The sequence below is a fragment of the Paracoccus yibinensis genome (assembly GCF_030846195.1).
In the GTDB taxonomy this organism is placed as follows: Bacteria; Pseudomonadota; Alphaproteobacteria; order Rhodobacterales; family Rhodobacteraceae; genus Paracoccus; species Paracoccus yibinensis.
Genome location: NZ_JAVCWH010000005.1, coordinates 45,595 through 63,334, shown reverse-complemented (window position 1 = coordinate 63,334; position 17,740 = coordinate 45,595). Strand labels below are relative to the sequence as shown.

The 17,740-nt window shown below is 66.5% G+C and carries 14 protein-coding genes; 6 read left to right on the top strand and 8 right to left on the bottom strand.

All coding sequences use genetic code 11. The features are described 5' to 3' along the window. The first annotated feature begins 3 nt into the window (after positions 1-3). Genes RAH32_RS12430 through pdeM form a run of 4 tightly spaced genes read left to right on the top strand, consistent with a single transcriptional unit; the run spans position 4 to position 5,574 of the window. A complete protein-coding gene (locus RAH32_RS12430) occupies positions 4-996 on the top strand; it encodes a ligase-associated DNA damage response exonuclease (protein ID WP_306608259.1) in 993 nt (330 codons plus the stop codon). Beyond that, complete coding sequence (locus tag RAH32_RS12425; protein WP_306608258.1) at positions 993-2,543, top strand: cisplatin damage response ATP-dependent DNA ligase; 1,551 nt, start codon at positions 993-995, stop codon at positions 2,541-2,543. The genes RAH32_RS12430 and RAH32_RS12425 overlap by 4 nt, the downstream gene beginning before the upstream one ends. Further along, positions 2,540-4,912, top strand: a complete 2,373-nt coding sequence (locus RAH32_RS12420) for a ligase-associated DNA damage response DEXH box helicase (RefSeq protein ID WP_306608257.1) — start codon at positions 2,540-2,542, stop codon at positions 4,910-4,912. The genes RAH32_RS12425 and RAH32_RS12420 overlap by 4 nt, the downstream gene beginning before the upstream one ends. Next, complete coding sequence (pdeM, locus tag RAH32_RS12415; RefSeq protein ID WP_306608256.1) at positions 4,909-5,574, top strand: ligase-associated DNA damage response endonuclease PdeM; 666 nt, start codon at positions 4,909-4,911, stop codon at positions 5,572-5,574. The genes RAH32_RS12420 and pdeM overlap by 4 nt, the downstream gene beginning before the upstream one ends. A 48-nt stretch (positions 5,575-5,622) precedes the next feature. Here the strand turns inward: pdeM and RAH32_RS12410 are convergent, their stop codons facing one another. The 8 genes from RAH32_RS12410 to mutM all read right to left on the bottom strand — a co-directional run bounded on the left by RAH32_RS12410 (position 5,623) and on the right by mutM (position 15,375). Continuing rightward, on the bottom strand, positions 5,623-6,360 hold the full coding sequence (locus tag RAH32_RS12410; RefSeq protein WP_306608255.1) for an outer membrane protein: 738 nt from the start codon (positions 6,358-6,360) through the stop codon (positions 5,623-5,625). Positions 6,361-6,507: 147 nt separating this feature from the next. After that, positions 6,508-8,946: a DNA topoisomerase (ATP-hydrolyzing) subunit B gene (gene gyrB / locus RAH32_RS12405; protein ID WP_306608254.1), complete on the bottom strand. Its 2,439-nt coding sequence runs from the start codon at positions 8,944-8,946 to the stop codon at positions 6,508-6,510. 94 nt (positions 8,947-9,040) lie between these two features. Beyond that, positions 9,041-10,117, bottom strand: a complete 1,077-nt coding sequence (gene recF, locus RAH32_RS12400; RefSeq protein ID WP_306608253.1) for a DNA replication/repair protein RecF — start codon at positions 10,115-10,117, stop codon at positions 9,041-9,043. Next, entirely contained in the window at positions 10,114-11,232 is a 1,119-nt protein-coding gene (dnaN, locus tag RAH32_RS12395; RefSeq protein WP_306608252.1) for a DNA polymerase III subunit beta, read from the bottom strand. Before dnaN ends, recF begins: the two co-directional genes overlap by 4 nt. Before the next feature lie 80 nt (positions 11,233-11,312). Further along, positions 11,313-12,701 carry a chromosomal replication initiator protein DnaA gene (gene dnaA, locus RAH32_RS12390; protein ID WP_306608251.1) on the bottom strand — a complete coding sequence of 463 codons (1,389 nt, stop codon included), beginning with the start codon at positions 12,699-12,701 and terminating at the stop codon, positions 11,313-11,315. Between the two features lie 557 nt (positions 12,702-13,258). After that, positions 13,259-13,528, bottom strand: coding sequence for a 30S ribosomal protein S20 (gene rpsT / locus RAH32_RS12385; RefSeq protein WP_306608250.1), 270 nt, complete (start codon positions 13,526-13,528; stop codon positions 13,259-13,261). A 156-nt stretch (positions 13,529-13,684) separates the two neighbouring features. Further along, complete coding sequence (locus RAH32_RS12380) at positions 13,685-14,461, bottom strand: enoyl-CoA hydratase (RefSeq protein WP_306608249.1); 777 nt, start codon at positions 14,459-14,461, stop codon at positions 13,685-13,687. 68 nt (positions 14,462-14,529) lie between these two features. Next, on the bottom strand, positions 14,530-15,375 hold the full coding sequence (mutM, locus tag RAH32_RS12375; protein WP_306608248.1) for a bifunctional DNA-formamidopyrimidine glycosylase/DNA-(apurinic or apyrimidinic site) lyase: 846 nt from the start codon (positions 15,373-15,375) through the stop codon (positions 14,530-14,532). 76 nt (positions 15,376-15,451) lie between these two features. Here mutM and ubiE point away from each other — a divergent pair, with 76 nt between their 5' ends. Both ubiE and ubiB read left to right on the top strand, forming a co-directional pair. Next, a complete protein-coding gene (gene ubiE / locus RAH32_RS12370; protein ID WP_306608247.1) occupies positions 15,452-16,198 on the top strand; it encodes a bifunctional demethylmenaquinone methyltransferase/2-methoxy-6-polyprenyl-1,4-benzoquinol methylase UbiE in 747 nt (248 codons plus the stop codon). Further along, on the top strand, positions 16,195-17,733 hold the full coding sequence (gene ubiB, locus RAH32_RS12365; RefSeq protein WP_306608246.1) for a 2-polyprenylphenol 6-hydroxylase: 1,539 nt from the start codon (positions 16,195-16,197) through the stop codon (positions 17,731-17,733). Before ubiE ends, ubiB begins: the two co-directional genes overlap by 4 nt. The last annotated feature ends 7 nt before the right edge of the window (positions 17,734-17,740 follow it).

Sequence of the window (17,740 nt, the reverse complement as noted above, 5' to 3'; positions counted from 1 at the left end):
CCCATGCGCGCCGATCAGATCCTGCACCCCACCCCGGCCGGTCTTTATTGCCCCCCCGGTGATTTCTATATCGACCCGGTCCGTCCGGTGCATCGCGCGCTGATCACTCATGGCCATGGCGACCATGCCCGGTCGGGCCATGGCGCGGTTCTTGCCACCCGCCAGACGCTGGAGATCATGGCGATCCGCTATGGCGAGGATTTCGCGGGCCAGCAGCAGGCGGCGGACGGCCCCATCCGTGTGGGCGATACCACCGTCAGCTTCCACCCGGCGGGTCACATCCTGGGTTCGGCGCAGATCGCCGTGCAGCCGGACCGCGGCCCGAAAATCGTCGTGTCGGGCGATTATTGCCGCCACCCGAATCCGGTCAGCGCGCCTTATGAACTCGTGCCCTGCGACATCTTCGTGACCGAGGCGACCTTCGGCCTGCCGGTCTTCAAGCACCCCGATCCGGCGGGCGAGATGACCCGCCTGCTGGCCAGCATGGCCGAGTTCCCCGAACGCCACCACCTGATCGGCGCCTATGCCCTGGGCAAGGCGCAGCGGCTGATCATGCTGGCGCGCGGGGCGGGGATCGACGGTCCCATCGCGATCCACGGCGCGCTGCAAAGGCTGTGCGATTATCATGTCCACCAGGGCATCGACCTTGGTCTGCTGGTGCCCGCCACCGCGAAACAGGTGGACGCGCAACTGGTCATCGCGCCGCCGTCGGCCTTTGCATCCGCCTGGGTCCAGCGGTTCCGCGACCCGGTCATCGGCTTTGCATCCGGCTGGATGGCGGTGAGGGCGCGTGCCCGGCAGAGGGGTGTCGAACTGCCCCTGGTCATCAGCGACCATGTGGACTGGCCTCAGGTCACGCAGACCATCCGTGAACTTGCCCCGCAGGAGGTCTGGATTACCCACGGGACCGAGGACGGGCTGATGCGGTGGTGCGAATTGCAGGGAATCCCCGCCCGCCCGCTGCGCCTTGTCGGATACGAGGACGAGCCGGAATGAGGGCCTTCGCGAACCTGCTGGAACGCCTGGCCTTCACGCCCGCGCGCAACGCCAAGCTGCGCCTGCTGCGGCATTACCTAGAACAGACTCCCGACCCCGATCGGGGCTATGCCCTGGCCGCACTGACGGGCGATCTGAAGCTGCGCACGGTGACGCCGGGCCTGTTGCGCGGGCTGATGGTGGAACGGGTGGACGAACAGCTTTTCGCGATGTCCTATGACTTCGTGGGCGATCTGGCGGAAACCATCGCCCTACTGTGGGACACGGACCGGGACGAGGACGTGCCCTTGACCCAGGCGGTGGCGCTGCTGTCGGAAACGGGCAAGGCGGGCCTGCCCACGGCCATCGCCGGGATGCTGGACCGGCTGGGTCCGTCGCAGCGGTTGGCCTTTCTGAAGCTGGCGACCGGCAACATGCGGATCGGCCTGTCCGCCCGCATGGCCCGTATCGCGCTGGCGGACATGGGTGCGCCCGACGTGGCCCAGATCGAGGAAATCTGGCACGGGCTGACGCCGCCCTATCAACCCTTGTTCGACTGGATCGCGGGGGGCACGCGTCCCGAACAGGCCGCCCGCGCGCCCTTCCGCCCGGTGATGCTGTCCACGCCCGTCGATCTGGATCAGCTTGGGGCTTTTGATCCCGCCGACTACATCGCCGAATGGAAATGGGACGGCATCCGCGTCCAGGGGATCAACGACGGCGGTGTGCGCCGACTGTATTCCCGGACCGGAGAGGATATCAGCGGAAGCTTCCCCGACCTGATCGAGGCGCTGAACTTCGACGGCACCGTGGACGGCGAACTGCTGGTGCGCCGGGGCGAGGACGTGGCGGTCTTCGGCGACCTGCAAAAGCGGCTGGGCCGCAAGCAGGTGGGCAAGGACATGCTGGACAGCCACCCGGCCAGCCTGCGCGTCTATGACCTGATGATCTGGCAGGGTCGCGACCTGCGCGACTTGCCCCTGATCGACCGCCGGGCCGTGCTGGAAGGCGCCGATTTCGGCAGCGACCGCATCGACGTCTCGCCCCTGCTGGAGTTTTCCACCTGGGACGACCTGGCCGCCCTGCGCGCCGATCCCCCGGCCCCGGTGATCGAGGGCGTGATGATCAAGCGCCGCGACAGTCCTTACGTCGGCGGTCGCCCGCGCGGGCCGTGGTTCAAGTGGAAGCGCGACCCGCATGTGGTCGATGCCGTTCTGCTTTACGCGCAGCGCGGCCATGGCAAGCGGTCGGGCTTCTACAGCGACTTCACCTTCGGGCTGTGGGACGCGGACCAGCTTGTCCCCGTCGGCAAGGCCTATTTCGGCTTCACCGATGAGGAGTTGCGCGAACTGGACCGCTTCGTGCGCAACAACACCATCGAACGCTTCGGCCCCGTCCGCTCCATAGCGCCCAAGCTGGTGCTGGAGGTCGCCTTCGAAGGCCTGAATGCCTCGGGCCGCCACAAGTCGGGCGTCGCCATGCGCTTTCCGCGCATCAGCCGCATCCGCTGGGACAAGCCCGCGTCCGAGGCCGATCACCTGTCCACGCTGAAGGCGATGATCCCGTGACGCTGCCGCCCGAGTTCCAGGACTGGTTCGCCCGGCAGGGCTGGCAGCCGCATCCGCACCAGCTGGATCTGCTGGCAGCCCAGGGCGACACGCTGCTGATCGCGCCGACCGGGGGCGGCAAGACGCTGGCCGGTTTCCTGCCCTCGCTGGTCGACCTGAAGGATGGGCACAAGGGGCTGCACACGCTCTATGTCTCGCCCCTGAAGGCGCTGACGGCGGATATCGCGCGCAACCTCGCGCGGCCGGTGGCCGAACTGAACCTGCCCGTGCGGGTCGAGGATCGGACCGGCGACACGCGCAGTTCGCAACGCGCGCGCCAGCGGGTCGACCCGCCGCAGATCCTGCTGACCACGCCGGAATCGCTGGCCTTGATGCTGTCCTATGAACAGGCGCCGCAGATCTTTGGCAGCCTGCGCCGCGTGGTGCTGGACGAACTGCACGCGCTTGCCGAAAACAAGCGCGGCGACCAGCTGATGCTGTGCCTGGCGCGGCTGCGGACGCTGGCCCCCGGCGTGACCGTCACCGGCCTGTCCGCCACGGTCGAGGATCCGCGCGCCCTGGCCGATTTCATGGGCGGCGCGGCGATCATCCATGCCGATCCCGGGCCTGAACCCGACATCGCCATGCTGGCGACCGCCCGCCCCGCGCCCTGGTCGGGCGGCGGCGGCCATTACGCCGTCCCCGAAGTCCTGGCCGAGATCAGGCAGGCCCGCACCACCATCATCTTCATCAACACCCGCGCCCAGGCCGAACTGTTCTTTCAGGCCTTGTGGGCCGCGAATGACGACAACCTGCCCATCGGCCTGCACCACGGCAGCCTTGCGCGCGAGGCGCGGCAACGGGTCGAGGCCGCCATGGCCGCAGGGGAACTGCGCGCCGTGGTGGCGACGGGCAGTCTGGATCTGGGCATCGACTGGGGCGCGGTCGATCTGGTGATCCAGGTGGGGGCGCCCAAGAACGTCAAGCGGCTGGTCCAGCGGATCGGGCGGGCGAACCACCGCTATAACGCGCCCTCGCGCGCGCGGATCGTGCCCGCCAACCGCTTCGAGGTGGTCGAATGCATTGCGGCCCTTGAAGCCGTCCACGAGCATGATCTTGACGGCGATCCGCGTGGCCCCGGCCCCTTGGACGTGCTGTGCCAGCATATCCTGCTGACGGCCTGCGCGGGGCCCTTCGATGCCGACGCGCTGCTGGCCGAGGTTCGCACGGCTGGCCCATATCGCGGTCTGACCCGGGCGCAGTTCGACGACTGCCTGGATTTTGCGGCGACCGGGGGATACGCGCTGCGAGCCTATGACCGCTGGCAGCGGCTGATGCAGCGCGGCGGTCTGTGGCGGCTGCGCGACCCCCGCGCCGCCCGCGACCTGCGCATGAACGTCGGCACCATCGTCGAGGCCGAGATGCTGAAGGTCCGCTTTCGCCGCGGCGGCGGCCTGCTGGGCGAGGTCGAGGAAGGCTTTGCCGCCACCCTGGTGCCGGGCGACACCTTCCTGATCGGCGGGCAGACCGTGCGTTACGATGCCCTGCGCGAGATGGTGGTCGAGGTGACGAAGCAGCCGACCCGGCAGCCGCGCATCGCGCTGTATTCCGGGATGAAGCTGGCGACATCGACCCAGCTTTCGCATCGGGTCCAGGCGCTGATCGGCGATCCGGCTCGCCACTGGGTGCTGCCGCCCGACACCGCCGACTGGCTGGATCTTCAGGCCCGGATCAGCGCCCTGCCGCAGCCCGGCGTATTGCTGAGCGAGAGCTTCCCCTTTCAGGGAAAGTGGCACTTAGCGCTGTATGGTTTCGCCGGGCGCAATGCCTTGCAGACCTTGGGCCTTCTGATGACCAAGACGATGGAGGACGCGGGCCTTGGTCCCCTGGGCTTCATCGCCACCGACTATGCCCTGCTGATCTGGTCGCTGGATCCGGTGGCCGATCCCGCGCCGCTGCTGGATCGCGACGCCCTGCGCGCGGGCTTGGGGGACTGGCTGGCGGGCAATGCGGTGATGAAGCGGACCTTCAAGAATGTCGCGGTGATCTCGGGCCTGATCCAGCGGAACATGCCCGGGCAACGCAAGTCGGGCAAGCAGGCGACCTTTTCCAGCGACATCCTTTACGATACCTTGCGCCGCTATGACCCCGACCACCTGCTGCTGCGCATCACCGCGGACGAGGCGCGGCGGGGCCTTGTCGATTTCGATCGGATCGAGGAGATGCTGGACTTTTCCCCCCACCATGATCATCGCATGACCGGGCGCGTCACGCCGCTGGCCGCGCCCTTGCTGCTGGAATACGGCCGCGTCCCCATCACCGGCGCGGGCCGCGAACGCATGGCCGAGGCAGAGGCCCAGGCCTTGATGGCCGAGGCGGGTCTGGCGTGACCTATGCTTTCGACTTTGCGGGCCACGCGTTTGAGGCGCGGCCGTCCGGTGCGCTTTACTGGCCCGAACGCCGCTGGCTGATTGTGGCCGACCTGCACCTGGGCAAGTCCGAACGCATGGCCCGGCGCGGCGGATCCCTGCTGCCGCCCTATGAGGTGCTGGCGACGCTGGACCGGCTGGAAGCGGAAATCACCGCCACTGATCCCGCCGCCGTCGTCAGCCTGGGCGACGGGTTCGACGACGATGCCGCCGCCCTGGCGCTGCCGGATGCGCTGTGCGATCGGCTGCGGGACATGGCATGGGGTCGCCGCTGGATCTGGGTCAGCGGAAACCACGACCCGTCCCCCCTCTGTCCGCGCCTTCCGGGCGAAACGGTGGGCGAAATGGACGAGGGGCTGATCCTGCGCCATGAGGCGGGGCAGGGACCGGACGTGTCGGGGCATTTCCACCCCTGTGTCCGGCTGGCAGGCGACCGCCGGCGCTGCTTTCTGGTCGGGCGCGACCACCTGATCCTGCCTGCCTTTGGTGCCTATACGGGCGGGCTTGCCATCGACAGCCCGGTGCTGACAGCCTTGGTTCCGCAGGGTCTGGCCATCGCTTGCGGCGCCCGGGCGCTGCCGGTGCCGGTCGGCGCCGCGCCGCGGCGGGGGCACCGGGCATGAAAAGGCCGGGCCGCAATCCGCGCCCGGCCTTTGAAGAATACGCCGTCTTCAGAAGCTGAAGTTCACGCCGACCTTGATGTTGTGATGTTCGGGCGTGGCGCGGGTCACCACGTCGGGGGTGGTGTTTTCGAAGGTCAGAGCGGTCTTTCCGAAGTTGCGGTACTGCCATTCGGCAAAGACCGCCAGGTTCGGCCGGATCTTGCGTTCGACGCCAAGGCCCAGCGAATAGCCGCCGGCACTGTAATTCTCGGTCGTGGTCCCATCATCGTCCGACAATTCGTAGTCGAAATCGCCGTGAACCGCGCCAACCGTGCCATAAACCAGCGTCTGCGGGTCCACGACATAACCGGTCTTCAGTTGCAGGCCGACAATGTAGTTGACCGAGGATTCCACTTCGAGGCCGTCCGGGAAGACATTGTCCGTGGCATCCACGCTGCCGCCTTCAAGCCACAATTCCGGGCCGAACACCCAATTGTCGCGCTGCCAGCGATAACCCGCGTGAACTCCCACGGTCGGTCCCTTCACATCGACTACACCCAGGCCAGAGTTGCGTTCGATCAGGTCGCCGCCGTCATACAGATCCAGCCCTATCTCGTCATCGGCGCCGAAGCTGTAGCCCAGCGAGCCACCGGCATAGCCCCCTGCCCAATCGCTGACCGGGGTTGCCTGGACCACAGGCGCCACGATGGCCGGTTCGACAGCCGGGGCGACATAGCCGCCTGCAAAAGCCCCCGCCCCCGGGATCATGCCCAGGGCGCAGAGCGCCATGAAAGATTTGTAACCCATCAACCAATCCTCAACCGGGGCGATACGAATCGCCATTTCGGACCACCGATACTGGCAAGTTGTCCATGCGGCAACCACGCCGCATGTCAGGTTCTGCAGAGCGGCCGTGGACGGCCGGAAGCCGCGGCAGTTGCGCCACAGGTTGCGTCAGATATCCAGGTTTTCGACGCTCAGCGCGTTCTGCTGGATGAACTCTCGCCGGGGTTCGACCACGTCGCCCATCAGCTTGGTGAACAGATCCTCGGCCTCGGCGACGTCTTCGATACGGACCTGCAGCATGGTGCGCGCGCCGGGATCCAGCGTGGTTTCCCACAGCTGTTCGGGGTTCATCTCGCCCAATCCCTTGTATCGTTGCAGCGAGAGGCCCTTTTCGCCTTCCAGGAAGATCGCCTGCAACAGCCCCAGCGGGCCGAAGATCGGCTGGTCGCGGTCCTTGCGCACCAGCCGCGCACCCTGGCCATAGACGTCCTGCAAGGCCTGGGTCATTTCGCCCAGGCGGCGGCTTTCGGCGCTGCGCAGCATCTGGCCGTCCAGCGTCCGGCTTTCCTCGACCCCGCGCAGGGTGCGGGACAGGCGAATGCCCGCGTCTTGCGTCGGGCGGCCGGTCCAGCCACGTTCGTATTCCTCGGCGATCATGTTCAGGCGGGCAGCCACGGCATCGGCCGCGCCCTGGGCGTTCCCGTCGATCCGGCCCGGCAGCAGGGCGCCCGCAATCGCCGCCTGTTCGGTGATATGGGGCGGGTAATGCGTCGGATAGGCGCGCAGCAGGCGGCGGGCAATGCGCGCCTCGCCCACCACGCGGGCCAGATCGGCGCCCACGATCTCCTCTCCCGAGGCGAGCTTCAGCACGGCGCCCTCAATCCCCTGCTGTATCAGGTAATCCTCCAGCGCGGCCTCGTCCTTCAGATAGACCTCGGACCGGCCGCGCGACACCTTATAAAGCGGCGGCTGCGCGATATAGAGGTGCCCTGCGTCGATCAGTTCGGGCATCTGCCGGAAGAAGAAGGTCAAGAGCAGCGTGCGGATATGCGCGCCGTCCACGTCGGCATCGGTCATGATGACGATCTTGTGGTAACGCAGCTTAGACAGGTTGAATTCGTCGCGCCCGATCCCGGTGCCAAGCGCGGTGATCAGCGTGCCGATCATCTCGGACGACAGCATCCGGTCGAAGCGCGCCCGTTCCACGTTCAGGATCTTGCCGCGCAGGGGCAGGACGGCCTGGTTCTGGCGCGACCGGCCCTGCTTGGCGGAACCGCCCGCGCTGTCACCCTCGACGATGAACAGTTCCGACAGCGCCGGATCCTTTTCCTGGCAATCGGCCAGCTTGCCGGGCAGCGAGGCCACGTCCATCGCGGTCTTGCGGCGGGTCAGTTCGCGGGCCTTGCGGGCGGCTTCGCGGGCCAGCGCCGCCTCGATGATCTTGCCGACGATGGATTTCGCCTCGGCCGGGTTTTCCTCGAACCACTCGGCCAGCTTCTCCCCTACCAGGTTCTCGACCGCCGGGCGAACTTCGCTGCTGACCAGCTTGTCCTTGGTCTGGCTGGAGAACTTGGGATCGGGCACCTTGACCGACAGCACGCAGGTCAGCCCCTCGCGCGCGTCGTCGCCGGTGAAATCAACCTTTTCCTTCTTCGCGATGCCGCTGTCCTGGGCGTATTTCGTGATCACGCGCGTCAGCGCGCCCCGGAAGCCCGCCAGATGCGTGCCGCCGTCGCGTTGGGGGATGTTGTTGGTGAAGGGCAGCACCGTTTCATGGTAGCTGTCGTTCCACCACATCGCGACCTCGACCCCGATGCCGTTGCGCTCGCCGGTCATGAAGATCGGCTCGGGCATCACGGCGGTCTTGGACCGGTCGAGGAACTTCACGAATTCCCGCACGCCGCCTTCATAGAACAGTTCGGTCTTCTGGACCTCGGCATGACGTTCGTCTTCCAGGATGATGCGGACGCCGCTGTTCAGGAAGGCCAGTTCCCGCAGGCGGTTTTCCAGCGTCTTGTAGACGTAATCGAGATTGCTGAACGTTCCGGCCGGATCGTTGGTCTTGGCCGATGCCAGGAACCGCACCTCGGTCCCCTTTTCGCCGGGTTCCGCGTCGCCCACGACGCGCAGGTGTTCGGCGGTGTCGCCATGCTCGAAGCGCGCGTAATGTTCCTTGCCATTGCGCCAGATGCGCAGTTCCAGCCAGTCGGACAGCGCGTTCACGACCGACACACCCACGCCGTGCAACCCGCCCGAAACCTTGTAGCTGTTCTGGTCGAACTTGCCCCCCGCGTGAAGCTGGGTCATGATGACCTCGGCCGCGGAAACGCCCTCGGTCGGATGCATGTCCACGGGGATACCACGGCCGTTGTCGCGGACGGAAACGCTGTTGTCGGCGTGAATCTTCACCTTCACATAGTCGGCATGACCGGCCAGAGCCTCGTCGATGCCGTTGTCGACGACTTCATAAACCATGTGGTGCAGGCCCGAGCCGTCGTCGGTGTCGCCGATATACATGCCCGGCCGTTTCCGGACGGCTTCCAATCCCTTGAGAACCTTGATGGAATCGGCGCCGTATTCGGCGGTCTGCGCGGCTGTTGCGGTCATGGGTGAGATTGTCCTGTTCCTGTGCAGCCGATATAAGCGTTCGGACAAGGAAAGTCACGGGAAAGACGGGATTTTTCTGCCTTTTTGGCGGCGTTTAGTCGCCCTGTTCCACAGCTTGTGATACCCCGTCCGTTTTCGTCACCGACAGGCGCCGCGCCCGTGGTCCCAGGCTGTCGAAAAGCTCTGGTCCTGTGCCGGTCAGCAGGCTTTGCGCAGGCAGGCCGCAGATGCGGTCATAAAGCGCCGCGCGGCGGTCGGCGTCCAGATGGGCCGCGACCTCGTCCAGCAGCAGCACGACCGGCTGGTCGGACAGGGCGCGGGCATTGGCCAGGATCAGCGACAGCAGAAGCGCCTTCTGTTCCCCGGTGGACGACAGCGCGGCGGGCATGTCCTGCGGCCCCCAATGCGCGCCCAGATCGGCGCGGTGCGGACCGGTCAGCGTGCGGCCCGCAGCCATGTCGCGCGGGCGCATGGCGGCCAGGCGGTCGGTGATGGAGCCCGCGTCGGGATCGTCAGCCTGGCCTTCGCCCGGCAGCAGGGCCAGGAGGGCGGCGGGGAAATCGCCGCCCTCCTGCGCGGCCATGATGGCTTGCAGGGCATCGTGGCGGTTTCGGGTCAGGGCCGCGCCTGCCTCTCCCATCTGCGCCTCCAGGGCGCGATACCAGCCAGGGTCGCCGATCTGGTCCTTGAGCAGGCGGTTGCGTTCCCGCATCGCCCGGTCATAGGTCAGGGCCAGATCCGCGTGATCGGGAAACAGGGACAGGGTCACGCGGTCCAGGAAACGGCGGCGCGCCTCGGGCGGGTCTGACCACAGCCGGTCCATGGCGGGCACCAGCCAGAGGATGCGCAGCAGGCGCCCCAGCGCCGTCTGCGCCACCGGCTTGTCGTCGATGCTGACGCCGCGCGGCTGGCCGGGCTGGGCTGCGGTCTCGACCGGACGACCGTCGATCATCGCCCGAATTCGCCAGCCCGCATCCTTGCCCTGCCGCGCCTGGTCCGGCGCGGGCACCGCACGCAACCCGCGGCCCGGTGCCAGCATCGACACGGCTTCCAGGATATTGGTCTTGCCAGATCCGTTCGGGCCGAAGATCGCCAGGGGCCGATGGTCCAGGCCCAGGTCCAGCCGGGACCAGGACCGGAACTGCGCCAGCGAGACTTGGCTGAGCGTCACACCCGCATCGGCATGACGACATAGACCGCGCTTTGGTCCCCGCCTTCACGGATCAGGGCAGCGTCGCCCGATCCGTTGAACAGGAACACCGCATTGTCGCGGTCCACCTGGGACGCGATTTCCTGCAGATACTTGGCGTTGAAGCCGATCTCCAGCGGGTCGTCGGCATAGGCCACGATCAGCTCTTCCTCGGCCGCGCCCGCATCGGGGGCGTTCACCGACAGGATCAGCCGGTCCTGGTCAAGCGCCAGCTTGACCGCGCGCGACCGTTCGCTGCTGACCGTCGCCACCCGGTCCACCGCGCGGGCGAAATCGGTCGCATCCACCTCCAGCTTGCGGGCATTGTTGAGCGGGATGACGCGCGAATAATCGGGGAAGGTTCCGTCGATCACCTTGGATGTCAGCGTCAGCGTGGGCGTGGCGAAGCGCACTTTGGTCTCGCTGACCGAAACCGCGATATCGGTATCGTCGTCGTCCAGCAGCTTGCGCAATTCGGCAACGGTCTTGCGCGGCACGATCACGCCCGGCATCTCGTCCGCGCCGACCGGCAGGGGCGCGTCGATCCGTGCCAGGCGGTGCCCGTCAGTCGCCACGCAGCGCAGCATCGGCTGGCCGTCCACCTGGGCCACATGCATATAGACGCCATTCAGGTAATAGCGCGTCTCCTCGGTCGAGATGGCGAACTTGGCCTTGTCGAACAACCGGCGCAGCACGTCGGCCTTGGCCTTGAAGTTGACGCTGTATTCGGAGGACGCCATGACCGGGAAATCCTCGCGCGGCAGGGTCGCCAGATTGAAGCTTGACCGCCCCGCCTGCACCGACAGCCGGCCCGCGGCCTCATCCGTGCTGATCTGCACCAGGGCGCCGTCGGGCAGCTTGCGCGCGATCTCGTTCAGCATGACCGCGCTGACGGTGGTGGCGCCCGGGCGTTCGACCTGGGCGGGTGCCTGGTCCACGACCTCGGTGTCCAGGTCCGTGGCGCGGAAGCTGACGCCGTCGGGCGTCGCCTCGATCAGGACGTTGGCCAGGATCGGAATGGTGTTGCGACGTTCCACAACCGACTGGGCCTGAGACACGGCCTTGACCAGAACCGCACGCTCGATCGAGAATTTCATCGCTTTTCCCTGTGCCTTCGGCCATCCGGCCCGTGAACGGACCTGATTTGTAACCAGACCGGCGCGCCCTCACAAGTCGCTTATGCTTCCAGCAGACGCTTGAGAAGGGCGACATCCTCGGCCAGGGCCTGATCCTCGGTGACCAGTTCCTCGATCTTGCGGATGCCGTGCATGATCGTGGTGTGGTCGCGTCCGCCAAAGCGGCGGCCGATTTCGGGCAGGGACCGGCTGGTCAGCTGCTTCGCCAGATACATGGCGATCTGCCGGGGCCGGGCGACGTTGCGGGCGCGCTTGGGGCCCACCATGTCGGCCAGGCGGATGTTGTAATGTTCGGCCACCTTGCGCTGGATGTCGTCGATCGAGATCTTGCGGTCGTTGGTGCGCAGAATGTCGGCCAGGCATTCCTGGGCGACTTCCAGCGTGATCTCGCGGCGCAAAAGGCTGGCATGGGCAAACAGGCGCTGCAGCGCACCTTCCAGCACGCGGACGTTGGTGGTGATGCGGTTGGCCAGGAATTCCAGCACGCCGGTGCCGATTTCCAGGTCCGGCTGCTGGGCGCGGAAGCCTTCGGTCTTGGATTGCAGGATGCCCAGCCGCAGCTCATAGGTCGTGGGATGCAGGTCCACGATCAGCCCGCAGGACAGGCGCGACTTGATGCGTTCCTCAAGGCCCTTGATCTCGGCCGGGGCGCGATCGGCGGAAATGACGATCTGCTTGCCCTGATCGACCAGGGCGTTGAAGGTGTGGAAGAATTCCTCCTGCGTGCTGTCCTTGCCGGCGATGAACTGCACATCGTCGACCATCAGCATGTTCACGTTGCGGAACATGCTCTTGAAATCCATGATCGAGCTTTCGCGCAGCGCCTGAACGAAGCGGTACATGAACTGTTCGGCCGACAGATACAGGACCTGCGCCATCGGATGGCGCGTCTGGTAGTCATGGGCGATGGCATGCATCAGGTGCGTCTTGCCCAGGCCCACGCCGCCATAAAGGAACAGCGGGTTGAAACCCACAGGCCCCCCCTCGGCCACACGGCGCGCGGCAGCATGGGCCAGTTCGTTGGGTTTTCCGACGACGAAATTGCCGAAGGTATAGCGGGGATCGAGCGGTGCCCCCAGATCGGCGCGTCCCACCCGCGCAGAGGCGGGCGCCGCGGCCGAGGCGACAGGGCGCAGGGGCTTCGCGGGCGCGGCAGCGGTGGCGGCAGGACGGGTTCGGCCCGGCGCGGTCTGCGGGACGACATCGAAGCGAAGCCGTTCGACCGGCTGGCCGTGGCGGCTGAGTTCCCCCAGGATATCCTTGGCGAAATGGCGGTTCACCCAGTCCGAGATGAAGCGCGTCGGGCTTGCGAAATGCGCGATTCCCGCATCCACGCCCGTCAGGCGCAACGGCTTGATCCAATGGTTGAAGTTGTTCGGTCCCACGCTTGTTTCAAGCGCGGCACATGCCTGGCCCCAAATCTCGTCCATGGTCTTGCCCTATCTATCCTGTCCCCAGCCTTCGCCGGACCTTCCGGCGAAACAGGATCCGCGACGCGGGTCGGACGATGGAACTGCAGACAACACCCCATCCTGCGGCCCAAACAGGGTCACATGACGAGGCTTGCGCCCGAATTCCAATCCTAGACACGAGCTTCCATGCAGCCAGTGGCAGCCGTCTGCAAGAATCCCGAGGGCTTGCGGGGCGCCTGTTGCCCCGGTGCCCGACCTGTCGATGCGGAAAAATCCGCAGCCCGACCGGCCCGTCCCCAACACAGCGACGTGAATCGCATCATCAGGTTATCCATGGCGCCGCTTGGGCTGCAACCGAACTCTGCGCTTGACAGGGGCTTTGCGAAATCGAATCTGCGAGGTCCTTGACTCAAAAGGAAAGAATCTTGAACGCCTTGATATGTAGGCATTTTTGCCACATTTCGCAGCTGCGGCAAAGAAAAATCGGGCGCGGCAAGGAACCGCACCCGATGTCTGGAATCGCCCTTGGCGGGGCCATGATTTCAAGCGGATTCCGCCCCCGAGGGGCGCAAGGATCAGACCGCCGACAGTGCCTTCACGCGCGACGCCAGGCGCGAGATTTTCCGCGATGCAGTATTCTTGTGGACCACGCCCTTGGTCACGCCGCGCATCAGTTCGGGCTGGGCCGCCTGCAGCGCCGTCTTGGCCGCGTCGGCATTGCCCGAGGCGATGGCTTCTTCCACCTTGCGCAGGAAGGTGCGGATGCGCGAGCGGCGGGCCTTGTTGACCTCGGTGCGACGTTCGATCTGGCGGGCGCGTTTCTTGGATTGGGGCGTATTGGCCATGGGTTCTGGATCCTATCGGTCTTTCAGCGTTTCGTTCGCGCAAAAGACCCAAGGAACCGCTTCAGCGGGAAGCGGTCATGATTCTTGCCTAAGCGGGCCCACGCGCATGTAAGCCGGGGCGTATAGGGCAAATGGCCCGCCAAGGAAAGGGAAAAATCAGCGGTCGCGGAACTGCGGTTCGCGTTTTTCCAGGAAGGCGGCCATGCCTTCCTTCTGGTCCTCGGTCGAGAACAGCGCCTGGAAGTTGCGGCGCTCGAACAGGATGCCTTCGGTCATGGTCGTCTCGTAGGCGCGGTTCACCGTTTCCTTGGCGGCCTTGACCGAGATCTGCGATTTCTCGGCGATCTTGCGGGCGGCGGCCATGGCCTCGGGGATCAGCTTGGCGGCGGGCACCACGCGGCTGACCAGGCCTGACCGTTCCGCCTCGGCCGCGTCCATGAAGCGGCCGGTCAGGTGCATGTCCATGGCCTTGGACTTGCCCACGAAGCGGGTCAGCCGCTGCGTGCCGCCGATGCCGGCGATGACGCCCAGGTTGATTTCCGGCTGGCCGAACTTGGCGGTGTCGGCGGCGATGATGAAGTCGCAGATCATCGCCAGCTCGCATCCCCCGCCCAGGGCATAGCCACTGACGGCGGCGATGATCGGCTTGCGGATGCGGGTGATGGCGTCGATCTTGGCGCCGAACAGATCCTCGTCATAGGCGTCCACAAAGGTCTTGGTGGACATCTCCTTGATGTCGGCGCCGGCGGCAAAGGCCTTTTCGCTGCCGGTCAGGACCACGCAGCGGATCTTGTCGTTGCGGTCGGCATCTGCCAGAGCCTGGCCCAGTTCCGTGATCAGCGCGGTGTTCAGCGCATTCAGCGCCTCGGGGCGGTTCAGCCGGATCAGGGCGACGCTGTCCTCGATCTCGACGATGATGGTTTCATAGGCCATGGCGGCGTCCCCATTGCAAAGACATTTCGGCGGACCCTATCAAAAGCCGCGCCGGAAAGCCAAGCGGCCTACCGCTGGCACGCCGGACAGAAGAAGCTGGACCGCCCGCCCTGCACGATGCGGCGGATGGTGCCGGTGCAGCCGGGCGTGGGGCAGGGCGCGCCCTCGCGGTCATAAACGCGGAAACTGTGCTGGAAATAGCCCAATTCACCCGTGGCCTGCCGGTGGTCGCGCAGGCTGGACCCGCCCGCCGCGATGGCGTCCGTCAGCACGTCGCGGATATGGCCCACAAGCGCGGCGATGCGCGCGGCCCCGATGCGCCCCGCCGCCCGGCGCGGGTCGATGCCTGCGCGGTGCAGCGCCTCGCTGACATAGATGTTGCCCAGGCCCGCGACGATGCGCTGATCCAGCAGCGCCTGCTTGACCGGAACCTTGCGGCCCGCGAAGGCGGCGGCAAGGTAAGCAGGCGAGAAGGCGTCCTCGAAAGGCTCCGGCCCCAGGTGATCCAGCAGCGGATGCGCCGTCCCCTCGCGGATCAGGTCCACCATGCCGAAGCGGCGGGCGTCGTTGAAGGTGATGGTCGCGCCCGCGTCCGTCACCAGCACCACATGGTCGTGGCGCGGCAAGATCGCCGGATCGCGGTGGAAATCGCCAAGGCTGCCGCCCTGGACCAGCATCCGCCCCGACATCCCCAGATGCATCAGCAGCGTGCCGCCCCGGTCCAGATCCGCCAGCAGATATTTCGACCGCCGCCGCAGCGCGGTGATCGTGGCCCCGGTCAGCACCTGCACCAGATCGACCGGCAGCGGCCATCGCAGGTCGGGGCGGCGAACCTCGGCCCGGGCGATGCGTTGTCCTTCCAGGTGCGGCAACAGGCCGCGGCGGACGGTTTCGACTTCGGGCAGTTCTGGCAATCCCGGACCTTTCGCTGCATTGTGCGGCCGATGCGTCGGGCTTATCTGGCGATGAAACAGCGGATCGGCAAGCGGCATGAGCGACAAGAAGCAGACCCATTTCGGTTTCCAGACCGTGGACGAGGATGCCAAGGCCGGGATGGTCCACGGGGTCTTTTCATCGGTCGCCAGCCGCTATGACCTGATGAACGACCTGATGAGCGCGGGCATCCATCGGGTCTGGAAGAACGCGATGATGGACTGGCTGGCCCCGCGCGACGGCCAGCACCTTCTGGACGTGGCGGGCGGGACGGGCGACGTGGCCTTCCGCTTTCTGGACCGCGCGCCGGCGGCCCGCGTCACCGTCTGCGACATGACCGAATCCATGCTGGTCGAGGGGCGCAAGCGTGCCGATGCGGTGGAAAAGGGCGACAGGCTGTCCTGGGTCACGGGCGATGCGATGGCGCTGCCCTTTGCCGACAACAGCTTCGACCGATATACGATCAGCTTCGGCATCCGTAACGTCACCCGGATTCCCGACGCCCTGGCCGAGGCTTACCGCGTCCTCAAGCCCGGCGGGCGGCTGATGGTGCTGGAATTCAGCCAGATCCCGGTGCCCGCGATGCAATGGGCCTATGACCGCTACAGCTTCAACGTCATTCCGGCGATGGGCCAGGCGGTGACGGGGGATCGCGACAGCTATCAATACCTGGTCGAATCGATCCGCAAGTTTCCCGACCAGGACAGCTTCGCCGACATGATCCGCGCGGCGGGCTTTGATCGCGTGCAATACCGCAACCTGTCGATGGGGATCGCTGCGCTGCATTCGGGCTGGAAGCTGTGAGGGGTCCGCATAACCTTTTGCGCCTGATCCGCACGGGCGCCACCTTCGAACGCACCGGCGCCATGAGCGCCGTCCTTGACGCAGTCGAGGCGCCGCCCCGCCTGCGGATCGCGGCCCGCGTCCTGGGCTGGCCGTTCCGCTGGCTGGGCTACAAGGGCGATCCGAACCTGCCGCCGATCACGCGGGCCATCACCGCGCTTGGCCCTGCCTACATCAAGTTCGGACAGATCCTGTCCACCCGCGCCGATGTTGTGGGCGTCGAGATGGCCCAGCAGTTGCGGATGCTGCAGGACCGCCTGCCGGCTTTCCCGACCGAGATTGCCAAGGACATCATCCAGGCCGACCTGCGCCAGCCGATGGGTCAGCTGTTTTCGGAGTTTTCCGAACCCGTGGCGGCGGCGTCCATCGCCCAGGTCCACCGCGCGCGGATCCGCGAGACGGGGCAGGAGGTCGCGGTCAAGGTGCTGCGCCCCGGCATCGCCGGCGCCTTCCGCCGCGACATCGACGCCTTTTATTTTGCCGCAGGCATCATCGAATTCCTGTCGCCCGGCAGCCGCCGCCTGCGCCCGCGTCAGGTGGTGCGCCATTTCGAATCCACCGTGACCGCCGAACAGGACATGCGGCTGGAAGCCGCCAATGCGTCCGAATTTGCGGAAAACACCAAGGGCGACGCGGGCTTTGCCATTCCCCAGCCGCACTGGCACCTGTCCTCGCGCCGGGTGCTGACGTCCGATTGGGCGGAAGGGCTGCCGATGGGCGATCGCGCCGCACTGGTCGCGGCGGGCCATGACACCACCCGGATCGCCGCGCGGGTGATCCAGCTTTTCCTGCAGCACGCGCTGCGCGACGGCTTCTTCCATGCCGACATGCATCACGGCAACCTGAAGGTCGCGGCGAATGGCGACGTGCTGGCCTATGACTTCGGCATCATGGGCGAGATCGACGAATACACCCGCCGCATCTATGCCGAGATCCTGTATGGCTTCATCCAGCGCGATTACCGCCGCGTCGCCCGCGTCCATTTCGAGGCGGGCTATGTTCCCCGCGACCGGGACGAGGCGCAGTTCGCCCGCGCCCTGCGCGCGGTGGGGGAACCGATCTTCGGTGCCGATGCCAGCCGGATTTCGATGGCAAACCTGCTGGCCTATCTGTTCGAGGTGACGGAACGCTTCGGGATGCAGACGCAGACGCAGCTGATCCTGCTGCAACGCACCATGGTCGTGGTCGAAGGTGTTGCCCGGTCGGTCGATCCGCAGCTGAACATCTGGGACGCGGCCAAGCCCGTGGTGTCCGACTACATCCGGTCGAACATCGGACCCAAGGCGCTGGCGGGCGACATGGCGCGCGTGGCGCAGACCGTTGGACGATATGGCCCGCTTCTGCCGCGCATCGTGGAACAGGCCCTGTGGGAACGCGCCCACCCCGAGGATGCGCGCCCGGTCCAGCCCATTCTGGTCCGGCGCGGCGCGCCGGTCTGGCTGGCGGTGGTGCTGGCGCTGGGGGCGGGGGCGGCCCTGGGGATGGCGCTGGTCTGACAGGGGC